At 61.8% G+C, this 18,140-nt stretch carries 14 protein-coding genes; 3 read left to right on the top strand and 11 right to left on the bottom strand.

Going from position 1 to position 18,140, the window contains the following annotated elements; genetic code table 11:
- Positions 1-6: 6 nt before the first annotated feature.
- A complete protein-coding gene (locus tag AAFH49_RS01680) occupies positions 7-1,395 on the bottom strand; it encodes an ethanolamine ammonia-lyase subunit EutB (protein WP_342295503.1) in 1,389 nt (462 codons plus the stop codon).
- Between the two features lie 82 nt (positions 1,396-1,477).
- Positions 1,478-2,824, bottom strand: a complete 1,347-nt coding sequence (eat, locus tag AAFH49_RS01675) for an ethanolamine permease (protein ID WP_342295501.1) — start codon at positions 2,822-2,824, stop codon at positions 1,478-1,480.
- Positions 2,825-3,063: 239 nt separating this feature from the next.
- Here eat and AAFH49_RS01670 point away from each other — a divergent pair, with 239 nt between their 5' ends.
- Entirely contained in the window at positions 3,064-3,981 is a 918-nt protein-coding gene (locus AAFH49_RS01670; RefSeq protein WP_342295499.1) for a T9SS type A sorting domain-containing protein, read from the top strand.
- Positions 3,982-4,165: 184 nt separating this feature from the next.
- On the opposite strand, the gene AAFH49_RS01665 is transcribed toward AAFH49_RS01670, so the two are convergent.
- From AAFH49_RS01665 to AAFH49_RS01655, 3 genes are all read right to left on the bottom strand, one after another.
- Entirely contained in the window at positions 4,166-5,557 is a 1,392-nt protein-coding gene (locus tag AAFH49_RS01665) for a TolC family protein (protein ID WP_342295497.1), read from the bottom strand.
- Positions 5,558-5,752: 195 nt separating this feature from the next.
- Complete coding sequence (locus tag AAFH49_RS01660; RefSeq protein ID WP_342295495.1) at positions 5,753-8,860, bottom strand: efflux RND transporter permease subunit; 3,108 nt, start codon at positions 8,858-8,860, stop codon at positions 5,753-5,755.
- Positions 8,861-8,988: 128 nt separating this feature from the next.
- Complete coding sequence (locus tag AAFH49_RS01655) at positions 8,989-10,200, bottom strand: efflux RND transporter periplasmic adaptor subunit (protein WP_342295494.1); 1,212 nt, start codon at positions 10,198-10,200, stop codon at positions 8,989-8,991.
- Between the two features lie 199 nt (positions 10,201-10,399).
- Here AAFH49_RS01655 and AAFH49_RS01650 point away from each other — a divergent pair, with 199 nt between their 5' ends.
- Positions 10,400-10,753, top strand: coding sequence for an MGMT family protein (locus AAFH49_RS01650; protein WP_342295492.1), 354 nt, complete (start codon positions 10,400-10,402; stop codon positions 10,751-10,753).
- A 19-nt stretch (positions 10,754-10,772) separates the two neighbouring features.
- On the opposite strand, the gene AAFH49_RS01645 is transcribed toward AAFH49_RS01650, so the two are convergent.
- Positions 10,773-12,149, bottom strand: coding sequence for a hypothetical protein (locus AAFH49_RS01645; RefSeq protein ID WP_342295491.1), 1,377 nt, complete (start codon positions 12,147-12,149; stop codon positions 10,773-10,775).
- Between the two features lie 291 nt (positions 12,150-12,440).
- On the opposite strand from AAFH49_RS01645, the gene AAFH49_RS01640 reads away from it, so the two are divergent.
- On the top strand, positions 12,441-15,173 hold the full coding sequence (locus AAFH49_RS01640) for a TonB-dependent receptor (RefSeq protein ID WP_342295490.1): 2,733 nt from the start codon (positions 12,441-12,443) through the stop codon (positions 15,171-15,173).
- Between the two features lie 86 nt (positions 15,174-15,259).
- On the opposite strand, the gene AAFH49_RS01635 is transcribed toward AAFH49_RS01640, so the two are convergent.
- The 5 genes from AAFH49_RS01635 to xseB all read right to left on the bottom strand — a co-directional run bounded on the left by AAFH49_RS01635 (position 15,260) and on the right by xseB (position 18,139).
- Positions 15,260-15,676, bottom strand: coding sequence for a response regulator (locus AAFH49_RS01635; RefSeq protein ID WP_342295489.1), 417 nt, complete (start codon positions 15,674-15,676; stop codon positions 15,260-15,262).
- Entirely contained in the window at positions 15,673-16,476 is an 804-nt protein-coding gene (locus AAFH49_RS01630; RefSeq protein ID WP_342295487.1) for a sensor histidine kinase, read from the bottom strand. The genes AAFH49_RS01635 and AAFH49_RS01630 overlap by 4 nt, the downstream gene beginning before the upstream one ends.
- Positions 16,477-16,665: 189 nt before the next feature.
- A complete protein-coding gene (locus AAFH49_RS01625; RefSeq protein ID WP_342295486.1) occupies positions 16,666-17,331 on the bottom strand; it encodes a hypothetical protein in 666 nt (221 codons plus the stop codon).
- A gap of 98 nt (positions 17,332-17,429) precedes the next feature.
- Positions 17,430-17,750, bottom strand: coding sequence for a hypothetical protein (locus AAFH49_RS01620; protein ID WP_342295485.1), 321 nt, complete (start codon positions 17,748-17,750; stop codon positions 17,430-17,432).
- Positions 17,751-17,851: 101 nt separating this feature from the next.
- Positions 17,852-18,139: an exodeoxyribonuclease VII small subunit gene (gene xseB / locus AAFH49_RS01615; RefSeq protein ID WP_342295484.1), complete on the bottom strand. Its 288-nt coding sequence runs from the start codon at positions 18,137-18,139 to the stop codon at positions 17,852-17,854.
- Between the last annotated feature and the right edge of the window lies 1 nt (position 18,140).

Raw genomic sequence — 18,140 nt, 5'->3', positions numbered from 1 at the left:
CGGGAGCTACGACGGGTTTTGTAGGAGCCCCATGCCCAGCAGCTGGTGCTGCGCGGCCGGCAGCTGCCGGCCGCGCTCATCAAAAATGCCCTGCTGCCGCAACCAGGCCTCAAACTCGGGCGCGGGGCGCAGGCCCAGCACTTGGCGCAGGTACAGCGCATCGTGGAAGGACGTGGACTGGTAGTTGAGCATGATGTCGTCGGCCCCCGGGATGCCCATGATGAAGTTGCAGCCCGCCACGCCGAGCAGCGTGAGCAGGTTATCCATGTCGTCCTGGTCGGCCTCAGCGTGGTTGGTGTAGCATACGTCCACGCCCATGGGCAGGCCCAGCAGCTTGCCGCAGAAATGGTCTTCCAGCGCCGCCCGGATGATTTGCTTGCCATCGTAGAGATACTCAGGGCCGATGAAGCCAACCACCGTATTCACTAGCAGCGGCCGGAACCGGCGGGCCACGGCGTAGGCCCGCGCCTCGCAGGTTTGCTGGTCGAGGCCGTGGTGGGCGTTGGCCGAAAGGGCGCTGCCCTGGCCGGTTTCAAAGTACATCACGTTGTCGCCCAGTGTGCCCCGGTTCAGGGCCAGCGTGGCATCGTGGGCTTCGCGCAACAAGCTCAGGCTGACGCCGAAGCTGACATTGGCCGCCTCGGTGCCGGCGATGGATTGAAACGTCAAATCCACCGGGGCTTTTTGCTCGATGAGCTGGAGCGCAGTGGTGACGTGGCAGAGCACGCAGGTCTGGGTGGGAATGGCGTATTGCTCGCGCACCGCGTCCAGCATGTGTAGCAGCTGGCTCACCGCTTTGGGACTGTCGGTAGCTGGGTTGATGCCGATAACCGCGTCGCCACTGCCGTAGAGCAGGCCATCGACAAGGCTGGCGGCGATGCCGCGCGCGTCATCCGTGGGGTGGTTGGGCTGGAGGCGGGTGGCCAGGTGCCCGCGCAAGCCCAGCGTGTTGCGAAACTTCGTGACGACTTCGCAGCGCCGCGCCACGCCAATCAGCTCCTGGTTGCGCAGCAGTTTGCTCACGGCGGCCACCATTTCGGGCGTGAGGCCGGGGGCCAGGGCACGCAGTGTCTCGGCATCGGCCGCTTCCGAAAGCAGCCAGTCGCGCAGCTGGCCCACCGTGAAATGGGCGATGGGTGCGAACGCCGCCGTGTCGTGCGTGTCGATAATCAGCCGGGTGACTTCATCCTGCTCATATGGCACCAGTGCTTCATGCAAAAAAGTGCGTAGCGGCACATCGGCCAGCGCAAACTGCGCCGCTACCCGTTCCTCGTAAGTGGCGGCGGCCACGCCGGCCAGCACATCGCCGGAGCGCAGGGGAGTGGCCCGCGCCAGCAGCGTTTTCAGGTCGTCGAAAACGTAGGCTCGCTGGCCGATGGTGTGGCGGTAGGGCATTGGGTATGGGTAATTTGAACGGTCATGCAGAGCGCAGCGAAGCATCTTTACCGCGCAACGCAATTCAATCGCAAGAAAATAATTACTGCTGCGGTAAAGATGCTTCGCTGCGCTCTGCATGACGGTCTTCCTGCGGCAGTTCTTTCCGATGCCGGCCCAGCAACAAATACACCGCAAGCAGTGCCAGCAGCCCGCCCAGAAAAATCCCGCTCAGCAGTAAGTTATAGTAAACCAGCGCCGCCAGGCTCACCAGGCACAGTGCCAAGGCCAGCAGCGGCACATACGGGTAGCCCGGCACGGCGAAGGGCCGAACCAAATCCGGCTCGCGGCGGCGCAGCACAAAAAGGCTGAGCAGGCTCACTACGTACATCACCAGCGCCCCCAGCACCGAGAGGATAATAACCTGGGCCGTAGTACCCGTGAGCAGCGCCAGCATGCCCACCGCGCCGCCCGCCACCAAGGCCCAGTGCGGCGTTTGGCGGCCGTTGAGGCGGGCCAGAAAACCGGGCAGATAGCTGGCCCGCGCCAGGGCAAATACCTGCCGCGAATAGCCGATGATGGTGCCGTGAAACGACGCTACCAGCCCAAACAGGCCGATGCTGGCGAAGAACTTCGTCCAGCGGCTGTCTTTGCCCAGCACCATGCTCAGGGCTTCGGGCAGCGGGTGGTCGAGATGGCTTAGCTGCCGCCAGTCGCCCACGCCGCCGCTCAATATCATCACGCCCAGGGCCAGGGCCACCAGCGTGAGCAGGCCGTAGCCATAGCCGCGCGGAATGGTCCGGCGCGGGTTTTCCACCTCCTCGGCCACCATCGCCACGCCCTCAATGGCCAGGTAAAACCAGATGGCAAACGGCAGCGCCGCAAACACGCCGGGCAGCGTGACCGGCACCGGGTACGCCAGAAAATTGGCGGTGCGGAAGTGCGGCGTGAGCAGGCCCATAAACAGCAGCAGCTCGCCCACGGCCAGCACCGTGACTACCAGCGAAAAGTTGGCCGATTCCTTAATGCCCAGCAGATTAATCAGCGTGAACACCACGTAGCAGCCCAGCGCCGTGCCCAGCACCGGCACCGCCGGCCACAGAAAATGCCCATAGCTGCCCAGTGCAAACGCAATGGCCGGCGGCGCAAACAGAAACTCGACCAGCGTGGCGTAGCCGGCCACGAAGCCGCCAATCGGCCCCAAGGCCCGGTGGGCGTAGGCAAATGGCCCGCCCGCGCTGGGAATGGCCGTGGTAAGCTCCGTAAAGCTGAAAACAAACGTGACGTAGAGCACCGTGACCACCAGCGTAGCCACCAGAAAGCCCACCGGCCCGGCCACCGCCCAGCCGTAGTTCCACCCAAAATACTCGCCCGAAATAACCAGGCCCACAGCAATGGCCCACAGGTGCAGCGGCGTCAGCGCTTTCTTCAGGACGGGGGCGGTGCTCATGCGCGGGCGGGCTGGGTTTCAGCCGTTAAGGTAATGCCGGTTTGGGTTTGGTTTCAGTGAGTTGGAGCACTGCACAGATGGACTACCGGTATCGTTTGTGAGGATTTAGTGGCCCAAACCAGCTTGGTATTGGTGAGCCACGCTGGGTAAGAAAGCCAGGACCGCGCTTAAACCCCATGGCAGCCACGCAGTCTATTGAGAGTAAACTCTGGTAATCCATCCTTTCTTCCTAAATCATTATGAAATCGAACGCACCCAAAATCCTGGCTTTGCTGCTGCTGGTCATTCTGTCGGCTACGGTAGTGGGCGTGGCCCGGGGCGGCCGGCACCGCCAGCACGAAAACCGGCCCATGCGCCGCGAAATCCGCGCCTATTTTCAGGCCAACATCCTGCCCGTGCTGCAACAGCAGCGCCAGAAGCTGGAGCCCCAACTCTCCGCCGAAGACCGTACCCAGCTGGCCACCTACCGCACCCAGCTGGCCACCTACCGCACCCAGCTCAAAGCCTTAAAGGAGCAAGGCCAGGCCCTGCGCCGCAGCGTGGTGCCCGAGGGCACGGAAGCCCCCGCCACCCGCCCCACCCTCACCGAGGCCCAGCAGAAGCAGGCCCACGACCTGCGCTTTCAGGCCCGGGGCATCATGCTGAACGTGGCTCAGATGGCCCAGAAATACGATGCGCCCATCGCGCAGCTCACCCAGGAAGTAGCTCCGCAGAAAGAGAAATGGGCCACCGACATCAAGGCCATTGTGGCTAGAAATGCCACGCCCGAGCAACAGCAAAAAATGGCCGCATTCCAAGGCCGGCAGCGTGAGCGGGGTGGTCTACGCCGCTTCTTCAAGCCCGCCATGTTTCTGCTGATGGACCCCAACGCGCCCGCTGCCAACAAAGCTGAACCCAGCGTGGGCAACACCAGCTTATACCCGAACCCTGCCGCGCCTACCAGCCAGCTCGACTACGAGGTGAAAAAAGCCGGCCCCGTAACCATCGACCTGCTCGACAAAGACGGCAACAAGCTGCGCACCTTGGTATCAGCAGCCAGCCAGGAAAAAGGCCCGCAGACCCAGCAGCTCGATTTGCACGACGTGCCGGCCGGCACGTACTTCTACAAAATCACCACCAAAGGTGGCACCCAGACCAAGCGTTTTGTGAAGGAATAAGACGCTTGTCATTGCGAGGCCGAAGCAATATGTCCTCTCAAACCCAGACCCTTTTTCAACAACAGAAAGCCCCAATACTTCGCGGTATTGGGGCTTTCTGTTGTTGAAAAATGCTTTGTCACAACTCGGGGTTGGTCGCTCATGCGAGGACGGATTGCCGCGGCCTGCGGCCTCGCAATGACAGTTACGGCGCCTGCACCAGCCCGCCGCTCAGCCGCCGCAACGCAATCTCGGCTTGCTTGGCCGAGTAGCGGATGTCCAGCAGGCGGGTTTCGGCAGCGAGCTCATTGCGCTGGGCCTCGCGCAGGGCCAGGGGCGTGAGCAGGCCCAGACGGTAGCGCTCCAGGGCAATGTCCACGTTCTGGCGGGCCAACTGGATGTTGGTTTCTTCGAGGTCGAGCAGCTGGATAAAGTTCTGGTATTGGGCAAATGCCGTGGCCGCGTTGGCATCGAGCTGTAAGTCGGTTTGGGCCAGGCTGAGCTTGCTTTGCTCCTCCACTACGCGGGCGTTCTGCTCCTGCCGGCGGATGTTGAAGCCGTTGAAAATCGGCACCGACGCGGTGATGCCATAGTTCAGGCCTACCGTGTTGTTGATGCTCGTGCTCAGTACCGGGCCGGTGGGCAGCGTGATAAACTGCGCGTTGTTGATGTTGCGGTTGATGCCGTAGCCCGTCACCAGCCCGATTTGGGGGAAGCGCGAGGCCGTTATCAGCTTGCGGTCGTAGGTGGCCACGTCCACGCCCAGGCGGGCCTGGGCCAGGCGCGGGTTGTTGGCCTTGATGCCCGCCGTAATCACGTCCTCGCGCAGGTCGCGGGTCACAGTCAGGCTGTCGCTGGGCTCGAAATCCTGGCGCGGCGTGCGGCCCAGCAGGTTGTTGAGGGTGATTTTGGCTGCCGCCAGGGCCTGCTGCTGTTGCAGAAATAGGCTGCGGTCGGCGTTGTAATCCACGCGGGCGGTCAGCACTTCCACCTTGGCGCTCACGCCCACATCCACCTGCGCCTGGGTGAGGTCGATGCGGGCCTGACCGATTTTCAGGGCTTCTTCCAGCGAGGTGATTTTGCCGGCCTGCCGCACCACGTCGTAGTAGGCGTTGGTCACGTTTTCCACGGTTTCCTCCACCGTAGCGCGCGTGATTTGCTGCTGCTGCTGGCGCAGGGTTTTCAGTCGGTCGTAGGCGATGAACATCCCGAAGCCATCGAAAATCGTCCAGCCCAGCGTCACGTTTGAATTCAGCAGGTTCGACGTGCCGCCGTTAATAACGCGGGGCGCGTTATCGCCCACCGTTGAGGTGATATTATTGTGGTTGAACGTCCGGGTCAGGTTGGCGTTGATGTTGGGCAGCTGGCCGGCGTTGCCCCGGGTCACGTTGTTCTCCGCAATCTGCACATCCTGACGCGAAAGCAAGATGCCATAGTTGTGCTGCAACGCCTCGGCAATGGCTTCCTGAAGCGAGAGCGCCGGGGCCGTAGCCACCGAAGCCGGCCGCGCCAGCTGGTTGGGCCGGGCCTTGGGCACCTGCTGGGCCATCACGCCGAAGGGGAGGAGGGAAAGGAAAAGAAGCTGAGGGAATTTCATGAAAGGAAAATCAGAACATCAAACTCCCCTCCTTACCAAGGAGGGGACGCTGGCGCGAAGCGTCAGCTGGGGTGGTTGTGGGCGTTGGGATTGACTGAACGAATATTCCGCACCGTTCAACGCCCACAACCACCCCCGTCCGAGCCTTCGGCTCGAACATCCCCTCCTTGGTAAGGAGGGGAGTTAGCGGCCATGCTAAGCCACTACTGCTTCTGGCTCAGTCTCCGCCACTTTCGGCTTATGCTTCCTAGCTGTAGCGAAATACGAGTACATCACCGGCACCACGAACAGCGTGAGGCCCGTGGCAAACAGCAGCCCGCCCACCACGCCAATGCCCATGGCCCGGCGGCCCAGCGCGCCCGCCCCCTGCGCCATCGCAATGGGCAAAATGCCGAGCACGGCGCACAGGCTGGTCATCAAAATAGGCCGGAAACGAGCCGCCGAGCCTTCAATCAAGCCGGTCATGTAATCAGCGCCTTTCTCCACGCTCTGGTTGGCGAATTCCACAATGAGAATACCATTTTTCGTCACCAGACCCACCAGCATGATGATGCCGATTTGCGAGAATAGATTCATGGTCTGGTTGAAATACCACAGGCTGAACAGCGCGCCTGAAAGGGCCAGCGGCACCGTCACCATGATGATGCCGGGGTCGCGGAAGCTTTCAAACTGCGCGGCCAGAATCAGGTAAATCAGCACCAGCGCCAGGCCAAAGGCGAACAGCACCGATGACGAGCTTTCAGCAAAGTCGCGCGACTGGCCCGAGAGTGAAGTCGAAAACGAGTCGTCCAGGTTTTTATCGGCGATGGCCTGCATAGCGGCGATGCCTTCGCCCAAAGTTTTGCCCTTGGCCAGCGAGGCCGAGAACGTGGCCGCGTTGTAGCGGTTGAAGCGGTAGAGCTGGGGCGGCGTACTCTTTTCTTCGAGGCGAATCACGTTGTCGAGCTGCACGAGCTTGCCGCTGCGGTTTTTCACGTTCAGGGTGCGCACGTCGAGCGGCTGGTTGCGGTCTTCGCGGGCCACCTGGCCGATAATCTGGTACTGCTTGCCGTTGCGGATAAAGTAGCCGTAGCGCTGCCCGCTTAGGCCGGCTTGCAAGGTCTGCGAAATGTCCTGCACGCTCACGCCCAGGCTCTGGGCCTTTTCGCGGTCAATCACCACGCGCAGCTCTGGCTTGTTGAATTTCAGGTTGACGTCCACGAAGCTGAAGGTTTTGTCGGCCAGCGCGGCTTCCAGAAACTTGGGCACGGCGGCCGTCAGTTTCTCGAAATCCTGGGTTTGCACCACAAACTGCACCGGTAGGCCGCCGCCTTTACCGCCGCCCCCGCCAGAGCTAATGCTCTGGTCCTGAGAAACTGACACGCGAGCTCCGGTGTATTTTTTCACCGTCGCGGTGAGGATGTCGGCCAGTTGCTGCTGCGAGTGCGGCCGGTCCGTGGGGTCCTTTAGCAGCACGCGGGCGATGGCCGAGTTCGCCGCGCCGCCGCTGCTGCCGCCGCCGGGCGAGGTCACGGTCAGAATGTTATCGGCATCCTCCCGCGAGCTGTCCTGCAGCACCTTGGTCAGCTCGCCCATGTAGCCGTCCATGTACTCGAACGATGCGCCTTCTGGAGCCGTGGCGTTGATGCTGAGGCGGTTGCGGTCTTCCACTGGGGCCAGCTCGGTGGGCAGGGTTTTCATGAAAAACCAGATGCCCACGCCCGTCAGGGCCACCATGCCCCAGGCCAGCCAGCGCCGGTCGAGGAAAGCGATGAGGGCGTTGCGGTAGCCATTGGTGAGGCTTTGGAAAAAGGGTTCGGTCTTGCGGTACAGCCAGTTGTGGTCGCCGCCCTTTTTCAGCAACTTTGAGCACATCATCGGGGTAAGCGTGAGCGACACGAAGGCCGAAATCAGCACCGAGCCGGCCAGCACAATCCCAAATTCGCGAAACAGCTTGCCCGTGATGCCCGACAAAAACACTACCGGCAGGAACACCGCCGCCAGCACGATGGTGGTGGAAATAACGGCCATCAGAATTTCTTCCGAGCCGTTTTTAGCCGCTTCGAGCGGGCTTTCTCCTTCCTCAATTCGACTGTAAATATTCTCCAGCACCACAATGGCATCATCCACTACCAGGCTGATGGCCAGTACGATGGCCAGCAACGTGAGCACGTTGATGGTGAAACCCATCACGTCCATCACGAAGAAAATGCCAATCAGAGACACCGGAATGGCCACCACCGGAATGATGGTGGAGCGCCAGTCGCGCAGGAACAGGAAAATCACGACCACCACCAGCACAAATGCCTCGATAATCGTGTCCTCCACCTCCGCAATCGAAGCCCGGATAAACACGGAGTTATCAAAACCAGTGCTGACCTTCAAGTCCTTGGGAAGGTCGTTCTGGTATTGCTTCATCCGCTTGTTAAACTCGTCGGTGATGGCAATCTGGTTCACGCCGGGCTGCGGAATGGCCATCACGGCCACCATCGGGATGCCGTTGCGGCGCAGGATGGTCTGGTCGTTTTCGGGGTAGAGCTCGGCGTAGCCCACGTCCGTCAGGCGCACCAGCGAGGTGGGGTCGTTGCGGATAATCAGGTTATTAAAGTCCGCCACCGATGCCAGGCGGCCCATGGTGCGGAGCGAGAGCTGGGTGCTCTGGCCCTGCACCGCGCCACTGGGCAGTTCCACGTTTTCGCGGGCCAGGGCCTGCTGCACATCCACGGGCGAGATACCGAGGGCGGCCATTTTCACGGGGTCCAGCCAGAGACGCATGGAGTATTTGCGCTCACCCCAGACCCGGATTTCACTCACGCCGGGAATGGTCTGCAGGCGCTCTTTGAGCACGTTGTTGGCGTAGTCCGTTAGCTCCAGCAGGGTGCGGGAGGAGCTGCTCAGGTAGCTGAGGATGATGGGGGAGGAATCGGCGTTGGCCTTGCTTACAGTGGGCGGGTCCACGTCGCGCGGCAGGCGGCCTTGAGCGCTCGATACCTTGTCGCGCACGTCGTTGGCGGCGGCTTCCAGGTCCACGCCGAGGTCGAACTCGACCGTAATAGTAGACGCCCCGTCGCGGCTGGTGCTCGACAGGTTCCGGATGCCCGCGATGCCGTTGATGCCCTCTTCGAGCGGCTCAGTTATCTGGCTTTGAATAACATCGGCCGAAGCGCCGGTGTAGCTTGTCTGCACCGTGATGATGGGCGGGTCGACGCTTGGGTACTCGCGGATGGCGAGCGAACGGAAGCCGATAGCGCCGAAAATCACAATGAGCAGACTCATCACAATGGCGAGGACCGGCCGGTTGATACTGACGGAGGAAAGGCTCATAGGTTAAATGGAATTAACAGAACGTCATGCCGAGCGTAGCCGAAGCGTCTCGCGTGCAACACGTAACTCAATTTTTGCAACGATGCGAGCGAGATGCCTCGGCTGCGCTCGGCATGATGTTCCTGCAATTACTTCTGAATGCTCACCCGGTCACCCGCCTTCACCGACAAAATGCCGGTGCGGATAATGGTATCGCCCACAGCCAAGCCTTTGGTAATCTGGATGACCTTATCCGAACGCACGCCGATGTTCACGGGCTGAATGGCGGCCTTGCCGTTCTTCACCGTGAACACGGTGTAGCCGCTGGCCACGGGCACCACCGCCTCGGTGGGGATTTGCAGGGCCTCGGCAGTTTCGCCCAGCTCCAGGTTCACTTTCACGAAGCCGCCGGGGCGCAGCTCCATATTTTTATTGGCGTAGATGGCCCGCACCGGCAACGTGCGCGACACCGGGTCAATCTGCGGGTTGATGGCGTAGACTTTGGCTTCGATTTTTTTGGTCGTGGCTTCGTCGGTCACGAGCACCGGGTCGCCCACCCGCACCGATTGCGCGAAGCGACTCGGCACGTTGAAATCGACTTTCACCGGCTGCACCCGCGAGAGCGTGGTGATGGCCGTGCCCGGCGACACATACGCGCCCACCGAGGTATTGCGCAGGCCCAGAATGCCGTCGAACGGAGCCCGCACGTAAGCTTTTTGCAGCGTCACGCGCAGAGCAGCTAAGTCGGCCCGAGCCGTGAGCAAGGCGTTGTTGCTCTGCTCGTACTCCTGCTGGCTGATGTACTCCTTTTGAAGCAGGGTACGCTGGCGCTTCTCCTGGTCCTGGTAGAGTTTGATGTTGTATTCCTGCTTTTGCAGCTGAGCCTGTACGTCGGCCGCGTTGATGGTGAACAGCAACTGACCCTTGCGTACCGGCTTGCCTTCCTGAATGTTGAGGCTGGTAATCTTGCCCGAAATCTCGCTCTGAATGGTCACCGACTCGTCGGCGATGATGGAGCCGGTGGCGGCCACCTGGTCGGAGAGGCGCGTGGCCGCCACCACGTACACCTGCACCGGGACTTTGGCTCCGGGGCCGCCCGCACCGCCGCCCTTGCCGCCTTTGGCTCCGGCTGCGCCGCCTTTGCCGCCGCCCTTTTCGCCGGCCGTGGGGCTGGGGAAATATTTCATTTTGGCCCAGGCCATGCCGCCGATGATGAGGACGGCTATCAGCCAGCCCAGCCAGCCGCGTTTGCCCGAGGGGGCCGGGCGCGGCGCAGGCTCAGGAGCCGGGGCCGACGGGGGCGTGGTGGTGGTAGTATCCCAGGTTTTGGGTGGGGCAGCGGTGTTGGTTTCCAATGGCATAGTAAGCAAGAACGTGCGGCGGGGGGCAGATGTTCGGGGAGGGCCGATGACTTGAAATCAACCCGTGAGGCATCTGTTTAGCAGGTGTGCACCCGCCGCCCCGAAAGGACATAGTGCAAATTTCGGCCAAAAGGTTGCTTGCCTGTCCTATAAATAGACGTAAGCTGGCATCACCCTGACCGAAACTATCTTCGTCCCGATGAAGCCAACTGCCTCCGCCGCGCCCGAGCCGCGCAATTTTTTCCAGGACGTGCACGAAGTGGTGCGGCTCATTCCGGCGGGCCGGGTGAGCACCTACGGCACCATCGCGCACTACCTCGGGGCGCGGCACGGGGCCCGCACCGTGGGCTACGCCATGATGGCCGCCCACGCCGATGCCAGTATCCCGGCCCACCGTGTGGTCAACCGCTTGGGCCACCTCACCGGCCGGATGCACTTTGCCACGCCCACCGCCATGCAGGAAGCCCTGGAAGCCGAAGGCGTGCGCGTGGATACCGACCGCGTGCTGGATTTCGACAAGCTGTTCTGGGACCCGGCCGTGGAGCTGGGGTAGCGCCCAGAGCCCGCGCCGGTTACTTGCGCGGCTTTTCCAGCGCATCTACCTCGGCCTCGCCCTGGCGCGTGGGCATGGCCTGCCACGGCGTGAGGGCTGTGCCCGACGGTACCAGCTTGAGGTAGTTGGCACTGGCGGTATTGGGCACGAAATAGAAAGCCGGGCCGCTGGCCGTGCCCGCGCTCAGGCGCACGGCGTGCGCAAAGTGTGGCGAAAAAAGCTCCAGGTACTGCCCGGGCCGCAGCTGGCCGGCTTCGCGGTCATTCATGAAAACGCGTAGCGCTTCCGGGCTCCCGCCCAGCGGCCGGTACACGTACATAAAAGCGGTGTCGGCCCGCTGGGCCTGGCCGGGCAGCGGGTAGGGAATGGGCTCACCCGAGTGCATGTCGAGGGCGAAGACCATGGGCAGGCCGCTGGTGTCTTCGGCACCGGTGGAGGGCAAGGTATTGCCGGTAGCCGGGGTGCGCGTGCCCATGCCGTTGGCGCGCGGCACGTTGTAGCCCCAGGCGCGTTTGTTGGCAGCCGCCATGTCAAATGGGGCTGGGCCGACGAAGGTGAAAAAGCTACCCTGCCGGTGCAGCGGCCGGTAGTGGTTGCGGTAGCGCACGTAGAGCTGCTGCCCATCCGAAAACCCCCAGGCTTTAGGCAAGGCCGTGTGGCCCCCGTTGAGGTTGCGCACGCTGGGCCGAATCAGCACGGTGCCTTCCCAGCCAGCCGTGTGGGCACGCACGGTGTCGAAAGCCAGCGGAATGGCCTCGGGCTGGTTGGCCAGAAACTGCTCGAAGGTTTTGTAAGGCCCGGCTTTGGGCGTGGCCGTGCGCAAAATGGCGGGCTTGGCGGCGGCTGGCAGCTGCTCGGTGGGCAGCTGCGCCAGGGTGCGGGCCGGGCGTTGCGCGGCCTTCGCCCAGTCGGCATCGGCCAGCTGGGCCAGGCACTGTTGCAGCAGCCCGGCCAGGTGGTGCGCGTGGCGGCCCGTGGTTTCGAGGGCGCGCTCGTCGATGTGGCTGGCCACGGTGCGCACAAAATGGTAGCCATCGGGCAGGTGGGCATATACATCGGCCGAGACATCGGCGCTGGCCGTTTCGGCAAAGGCGCGCATCATTTCATTCACCACCAACTGCCGCACGCACAGCACCACGGCGTGGTCGGTGGCGCGGCGGGGGAACTGTTGTTGGAGGTATTCCGTGAGCGTGGGCTCCAGGCCTTTTCGGAAAATCACGGCCTGCTGCTGGTTTTGCAAGCCCCGGTACACCGTGCCAATGGCCGGCTTGCCCGGCCGTCCGTCCACCACCTGCTCCACATACACGGCGCGGTCGGGCAGGCTCAGCGTCTGTTGGCTGAGGTCGAGGTAGTAAAACTGGGCCTGTGCCGGCCGGCCCCAAAGGGCAAAAAGCAACAGACTAAAAACAGGGTGAAACCGAACGAGTCGGTACGAAAACGGTAACTGGAAAGACATGCGGAAAGGAGGATACTAAGGGTGGGCAGAAGTAGTAGCCTACAAACCTAGCGCCCCCGGCCAACAATCCGGCATGCCTGGCCCTGCTGCTGTGGCTGGCCCTTGCCGGATTCGGGTTGGGAGCATACTTTTTTTTCTTCATCAAACCTTTACGGGCAGGACACTACTGCCGGCCCCGGCTAATCTGTATATTTGTTGTCCCGGAATGTGCCGGGGAGTATTTAAATAGGTATGAAGCACTTCGTTACTGCTTTTTTAGTCATTCTGCTTACCCTGCCCGCCCTGGCCCAAACCACGTTCTCCATTCGCGGGCGCGTGCTTGATAAGGTGACCGGCGAAACCCTGCCCGGCGCCACCGTGCAGGTAACCGGCAACGGCAAAAGCACCGGGGCCGGGGCCGATGCCGACGGTAGCTACAAAGTGAGCAACCTGCCCGCCGGCAGCTACACGGTGCAAGCCAGCTTCATCGGCTACAAGCCCACTACCCAAACGGTCAAAATCTCGACCCAAAGCGTGGTGGCCTCTTTCACCTTGGCTTCCGACAACGCCAGCCTCGACGAGGTGCAGGTGGTGGCCAGCCAGGCCCAGGAGCGCGAAACGCCCGTGGCCTTCGCGGCCGTGAACGAGGTGAAGCTGCGCGAAACCCTATCCAACCGCGACCTGCCGATGATTCTCAACGAGACGCCCGGCGTGTACGCCACCCAGGGCGCGGGCGGTGGCACCGGCGACTCCCGCATCAACGTGCGCGGCTTCGACCAGCGCAACGTGGCCGTGCTTATCAACGGCGTGCCCGTGAACGACATGGAGAACGGCCAGGTGTACTGGTCGAACTGGGACCTGGGCGACGTGACCAAATCCCTGCAGGTGCAGCGCGGCCTTTCGGCTTCCAAAATCACCGTGCCCTCCGTAGGCGGCACCATCAACGTGCTCACCAAGGGCTTCGACGACAAGCGGTCCGTGGTGGCCCGCGTGGAAGGCGGCTCGAACAACTACCAGAAATACTCGCTCATGCTCAGCAGCGGCCAGCTCAAGGGCGACTGGGCCGTGACGGCTTACGGCGCGCGCCGCACCCAAGACGGCTGGGTGGACAAGACCTTTGATGATGCCTGGACCTTCTTCGGCACCGTGAGCAAGCGCATCGGCAAGCACACTTTTTCCCTCACGGGCATGGGCTCGCCCCAGAGCCACGGCCAGCGCATTCCGTTTGGCGAGAAGATTGGGACGTATTCTAATGACAAGGCCCGGGAACTTGGCGCTACCCCCGTATTGCCCGGCGATAAGGGCTTTAAGTACAACAAAGGCTGGGGCTACCTGGACCGCTACACGCTGGATGCCAGTGGCAAACGCATCAGCAACGGCCAGGAAGTGGTGAACGAGCGGGTAAACTATTTCTTCAAGCCCCAGGTCAACCTCAACCACTTCTGGAACGTGACCGACCGGCTGTTCGTCTCCACGGTCCTGTATGGTTCCCAGGGCACGGGTGGGGGCTCGCAGGGCGCGGGCACGTCGAGCACGCTGCCCGTGGACGCGGCCGGTCAGGACGATATTCAGAAAGTGTACGACACCAACTACAAAAACCTGAAGGCCGACGGCCAGCGCCAGTCTACGCAGTTTCTGGCCAATAACGTGAACTCGCACAGCTGGTACGGCGTGGTTTCCGGGTTCGACTACCTGCTCAAGCCCAGCCTCACGCTATCGGCCGGCGTGGATGCCCGCTACTACTACGGCAAGCACTACCGCGAAGTGCGGGACCTGCTGGGCGGCGATTACGCCACGGGCACTGGCAACAGCATCAACCGCAACGTCGACGCCAGCACCCGCCTGCGGGTGGGCGACAAATTCGGCTTCTACAACGACAGCAAAACGGGCTGGCTGGGCGGCTACGGCCAGCTCGAATACAAAACGCCGCTGCTCTCGGCGGTGGTCAGTGGCACGGTTTCGCGCATCAGCTATGCGCGCATCGACTACTTCCAGGCCAAGCAGGTGACCGTGGATGGCAAAAACTACGACGTGCCCTACGGCGCCGCCCCCGTGGTGGTGAACGGCCAGCGCTACACCAACGCCGACGGTCATTACCAGGAAAATGACTGGGTGAACATCACCGGCTACAGCGTGAAGGCCGGCGCCAACTACAACCTGACCGAGCACGATAACCTGTTTGCCAACGTGGGCTACAACAGCAAGGTGCCGTTCTACCAGTTTGTGTTCAGCAACACCGGGCAGAAGTATAACGACATTCGTAACGAAGGCATTACCTCGCTGGAGCTGGGCTATGGCATTAGCTACCCCAGCCTGAAGGTGACCCTGAATGCCTATTACACTTACTGGACCAACAAAACCAGCAACTCCATCAGCGGCACCGGCGATGCGGCCGTCACCAACAACGTGCGCAACGTGGATGCCCGTCACATGGGCATCGAGATGAGCGTGGCCCAGGAAATTAGCCGCCGGCTGCAGCTCAACGCCGCCATCAGCCTCGGCGACTGGCGCTGGGCCGGCAACGGTGTGGTCAACCAGTTTGACGTGAACAACGTGCAGGTGGGTGCCGTCGACCAGCCCATCTACCTCAAAGGCGTACACGTGGGCGATGCCGCCCAGAACCAGTTCCAGATTGGCCTGCGCTACGAGCCGTTCAACAACTTCTACGTTCGTCCCTCGTTCCTGCTCTTCACCAAGTATTACGCCGGCTTCGACCCGGTGACCCTGCTCAACGAAGCCAGCCGCACCGATACCTACCGCGTGCCCACCTCGCGCAACCTCGACCTGCACCTGGGCTACGACCTGCCCAAGCGCCTGTTCGGCGACAAAATCCGCCTCGGCATCAAAGGCTCCATGCTCAACGTGCTCAACGAGTTCTACATCACCGATGTGCCCGCCAGCACCTCGGCCACCAACCCATCGCTGCTACAGGGCTTCTTCAACCGCGGCCGGACCTTCACCGTGGGCCTCTCGGCCACGCTGTAGTCCTCCGCGAAGCATTTCAGCGACCCAAAAAAAGCGCGCTCCCTGCCTGGCAGGAAGCGCGCTTTTTTATTGATAATCGGAGCCGTTTAGGCTCGCGTGCCAGCTGCGGCGGCGGCCAGCACGGCGCTACGCATTTCCTCGGGCGAGGTGTTTTTGACCAGGTAGCTGTGCGCGCCCTCGGCCAGCACGGTGCTCACCAGGGAGGGGTCGTCGTGCATGGAGATGATGACCACGCGCACCCCCGGAAACTGGGTGCGCAGCAGGCGGGTGGTTTGCAGGCCGTCGAGAATGGGCATTTGCATGTCCATGAGAATCACGTTGGGGTTGCTGCCCTGGTCCAGGAGTTCAAGCAGTTCCTGGCCGTTGCCGGCCTCGCACACCACTTCAATGCCCGCGTAGCCGCTGAGCAAGGCCCGCAAGCCTTTGCGGAAGAGAATGTGGTCGTCGACAATGGCCAGGCGCACGGGCACGGGCCCGGCGGCGGAAGCGGAGATGGCGGTCATGAGTTAAGGGAAAAAGAAGGGGTTGGCGTGCCCGCCGGCAACAGCGTGACGGGCAGTACGGCCTCGACGCGGGTACCCACGCCGGGCTCAGAATGGTAATGCAGCTGGCCGCCCAACACCGCCACGCGGCTGCGCAGGTTAATGAGGCCCATGCCCACGGGCTGGCCGTGGGGGCCGGGGGGCGGCAGCTCTTCCAGGGCCGCGAGGTCGAAACCCTGGCCGTCGTCGGAATAAGTAAGGGTGAGCAGGCCCGGCACGGTGGCTACGTGCAGCACGATGTGCGCTGCCTCGGCGTGTATCAGGCCATTGGTAAGGAGCTCCTGGGCAATGCGGTACACCATCAGCTCGTGCGGCGGAATGAGCCGACCCAGCGGGCCTACCTGTTCCAGGCGCACGTCGGGGCCATTGTCGGTGGGCACGGCCTGCACCAGCGCCCGCAGCGCCTGGGCCAGGCCCAGCTGCTGGAGCGTGGCCGGCTGGAGGTTGCGCGAAATGCGGCGCACCTCGGCCACCGCCTGGTCAATAAGCGCGCTGGCCTCGGGCGAGGGCTGGCTGCCGGGCGCGTACAGGTGCAGCTTGGCCAGGGCCAGAATGGTGCCCACGCCATCGTGCAGCTCGGCGGCAATGCGCTGGCGCTCGTCTTCCTGGGCCACCAGCGCGGCGGCCAGCGCCTGTTGCTGCGCGGCCTCCTGCACCTGCGCCAACTCCTGCTGCTGGCGCAGCTGCCCTCGTTGGTACCGTACCACAAACCACACCAGCCCAAGCACCAGCAAGAGCAAAGTAGGAGTGAGGAGTAACAAGGGTAGAAGATTTGTCACGTGAGGGCACCTGGCAGAGGAGGCGCGCAAAAAAAAGAAAAAGGAGACTCCGGGTCAGATACTCAAGAGCAGCAGGAGTGTAGCGTAGAGCAGACGGTTCAGGTTACGGGGGTTAGAAACAAATGGCAGGCAGGCATAGTAGGTTGTTTTGAGGCTTTGGGCTGTGCGAATTCAGGAAACAACCAGCCGGCCCCCAGCCACGGCAACTGCGGCCGGGGCCGGAATATCGGGGGTGGCCCGCAAAAAAGCCAGCGTCAGAAAGTAATTAAGAGCCAGGCCGGCACTCGCCATAAAGATGTCGGAAAACAGGTGGAAAACGGGCCAGGAATCCTGGATTGCTACCTCGAGGCTGAATACCGACACCGTGGTGGCCGAATAGATGAGTTGGCCCAGGCTCAGCAACCCCAGGGAGTCCTGGCTCAGCCTTCTATTATCGGCCCGGTTCAGGAGCTGCTCCAGGTAGGCCAGGGCAAAGCCCGCCAACAGGGCACATTGCACTACCCGGCTCACGGGCAAGGCTTGTGCCGCCCCGAAGGCCAGCGCTCCGGCTACCGTGCAAAGGGCCACTACAGTGGCTATGGTCAGCACCCGTCGCATTCTTGGAGACGTAAGTACCAGCCGGTACACTGCCGCAAAAAGCAGCATCTTCGTCACATTGAACCCGGTTAGAAAATACAAGTTGTTGTGCAGGTAAATTGCTGCTAAACGGGCGCTTATTACAAAGAAAGCCGATATGTACACGTACCAGCTCAGCAGCTTCACGGGCGGCGGAAAATGCTTCCGCCGCTGCCATACCACCACCATCGGCACCAGAATGCTGAGTTGCATGAACGTCATTAGCCACGACGTTAAAACATGTACTTGCGCAATTCCCATATAAAGGAGGATGGCCGTTGGGAAAATGAAAAGCGTGCTAAGAAAGCTGGAAAGAGGGGCTATTCCCTGCCATTAAGGATGTTGGGCTGGCTGCAGCTGCTTGGGCAGGCGTGGGCTTCGTCGGCCACAATGTGGTTTTCGTCCAGCTGGTCGTTTTCGTTTTCATCGGCTCCCACGGCTATCAGCTGTGCCACACCCCCATCGGAGCCGTAGTAGAAGCGGATGCCCCGGCAGCCTTCCTGGTTGAGAATGTCCGTCAGGATATCGCGGCCAAAAAAATGCGCAATGGTTTTGTTGGGATTTGCCTTGCGAAAGCTGCTGGTCCACTCACCGGCTTTGTCGTGGTCAATGGACTTGCCCTCGCTTCCAAAAAATGACATAAGGTATTAGTGGGGAAAATTGAAAAAAAAGAAGTTTGTATTGGATGGAGATGTCAAATATAGCGGTGTGCCCGAATAATGGCATCACCATCCAAAAATATTTACCAGCCCCGGCCGGGGCCGCCGGGCAGGTGGTCGTGGTCATCCTCGTCGTCGGTTTCTTCCTCATCGTCCTCCTGGTCGGCGGGCTCCTCGGTTTCTTCCTCTTCGTCCAGCGTATCAAATACGCGGTCGAGCGAGGCTTCGGCGTGGCGCAACTTGTGGCGGCATAGGCGGATAAGCTCCGCCGAGCGCTCTACGCGGGTGGTGAGGTCGTCCACGTCCACGGCATCGGTTTCCAGGGCGCGGAGAATGGTTTCAAGCTCCTCAATGGCTTCGCGGTAAGTCATG

It is taken from the genome of Hymenobacter segetis, from assembly GCF_038448715.1.
Taxonomy (GTDB): Bacteria; Bacteroidota; Bacteroidia; order Cytophagales; family Hymenobacteraceae; genus Hymenobacter; species Hymenobacter segetis.
Note: the sequence above shows the minus strand (reverse complement) of the source record. Positions and strands in the feature narration are given on the sequence as shown.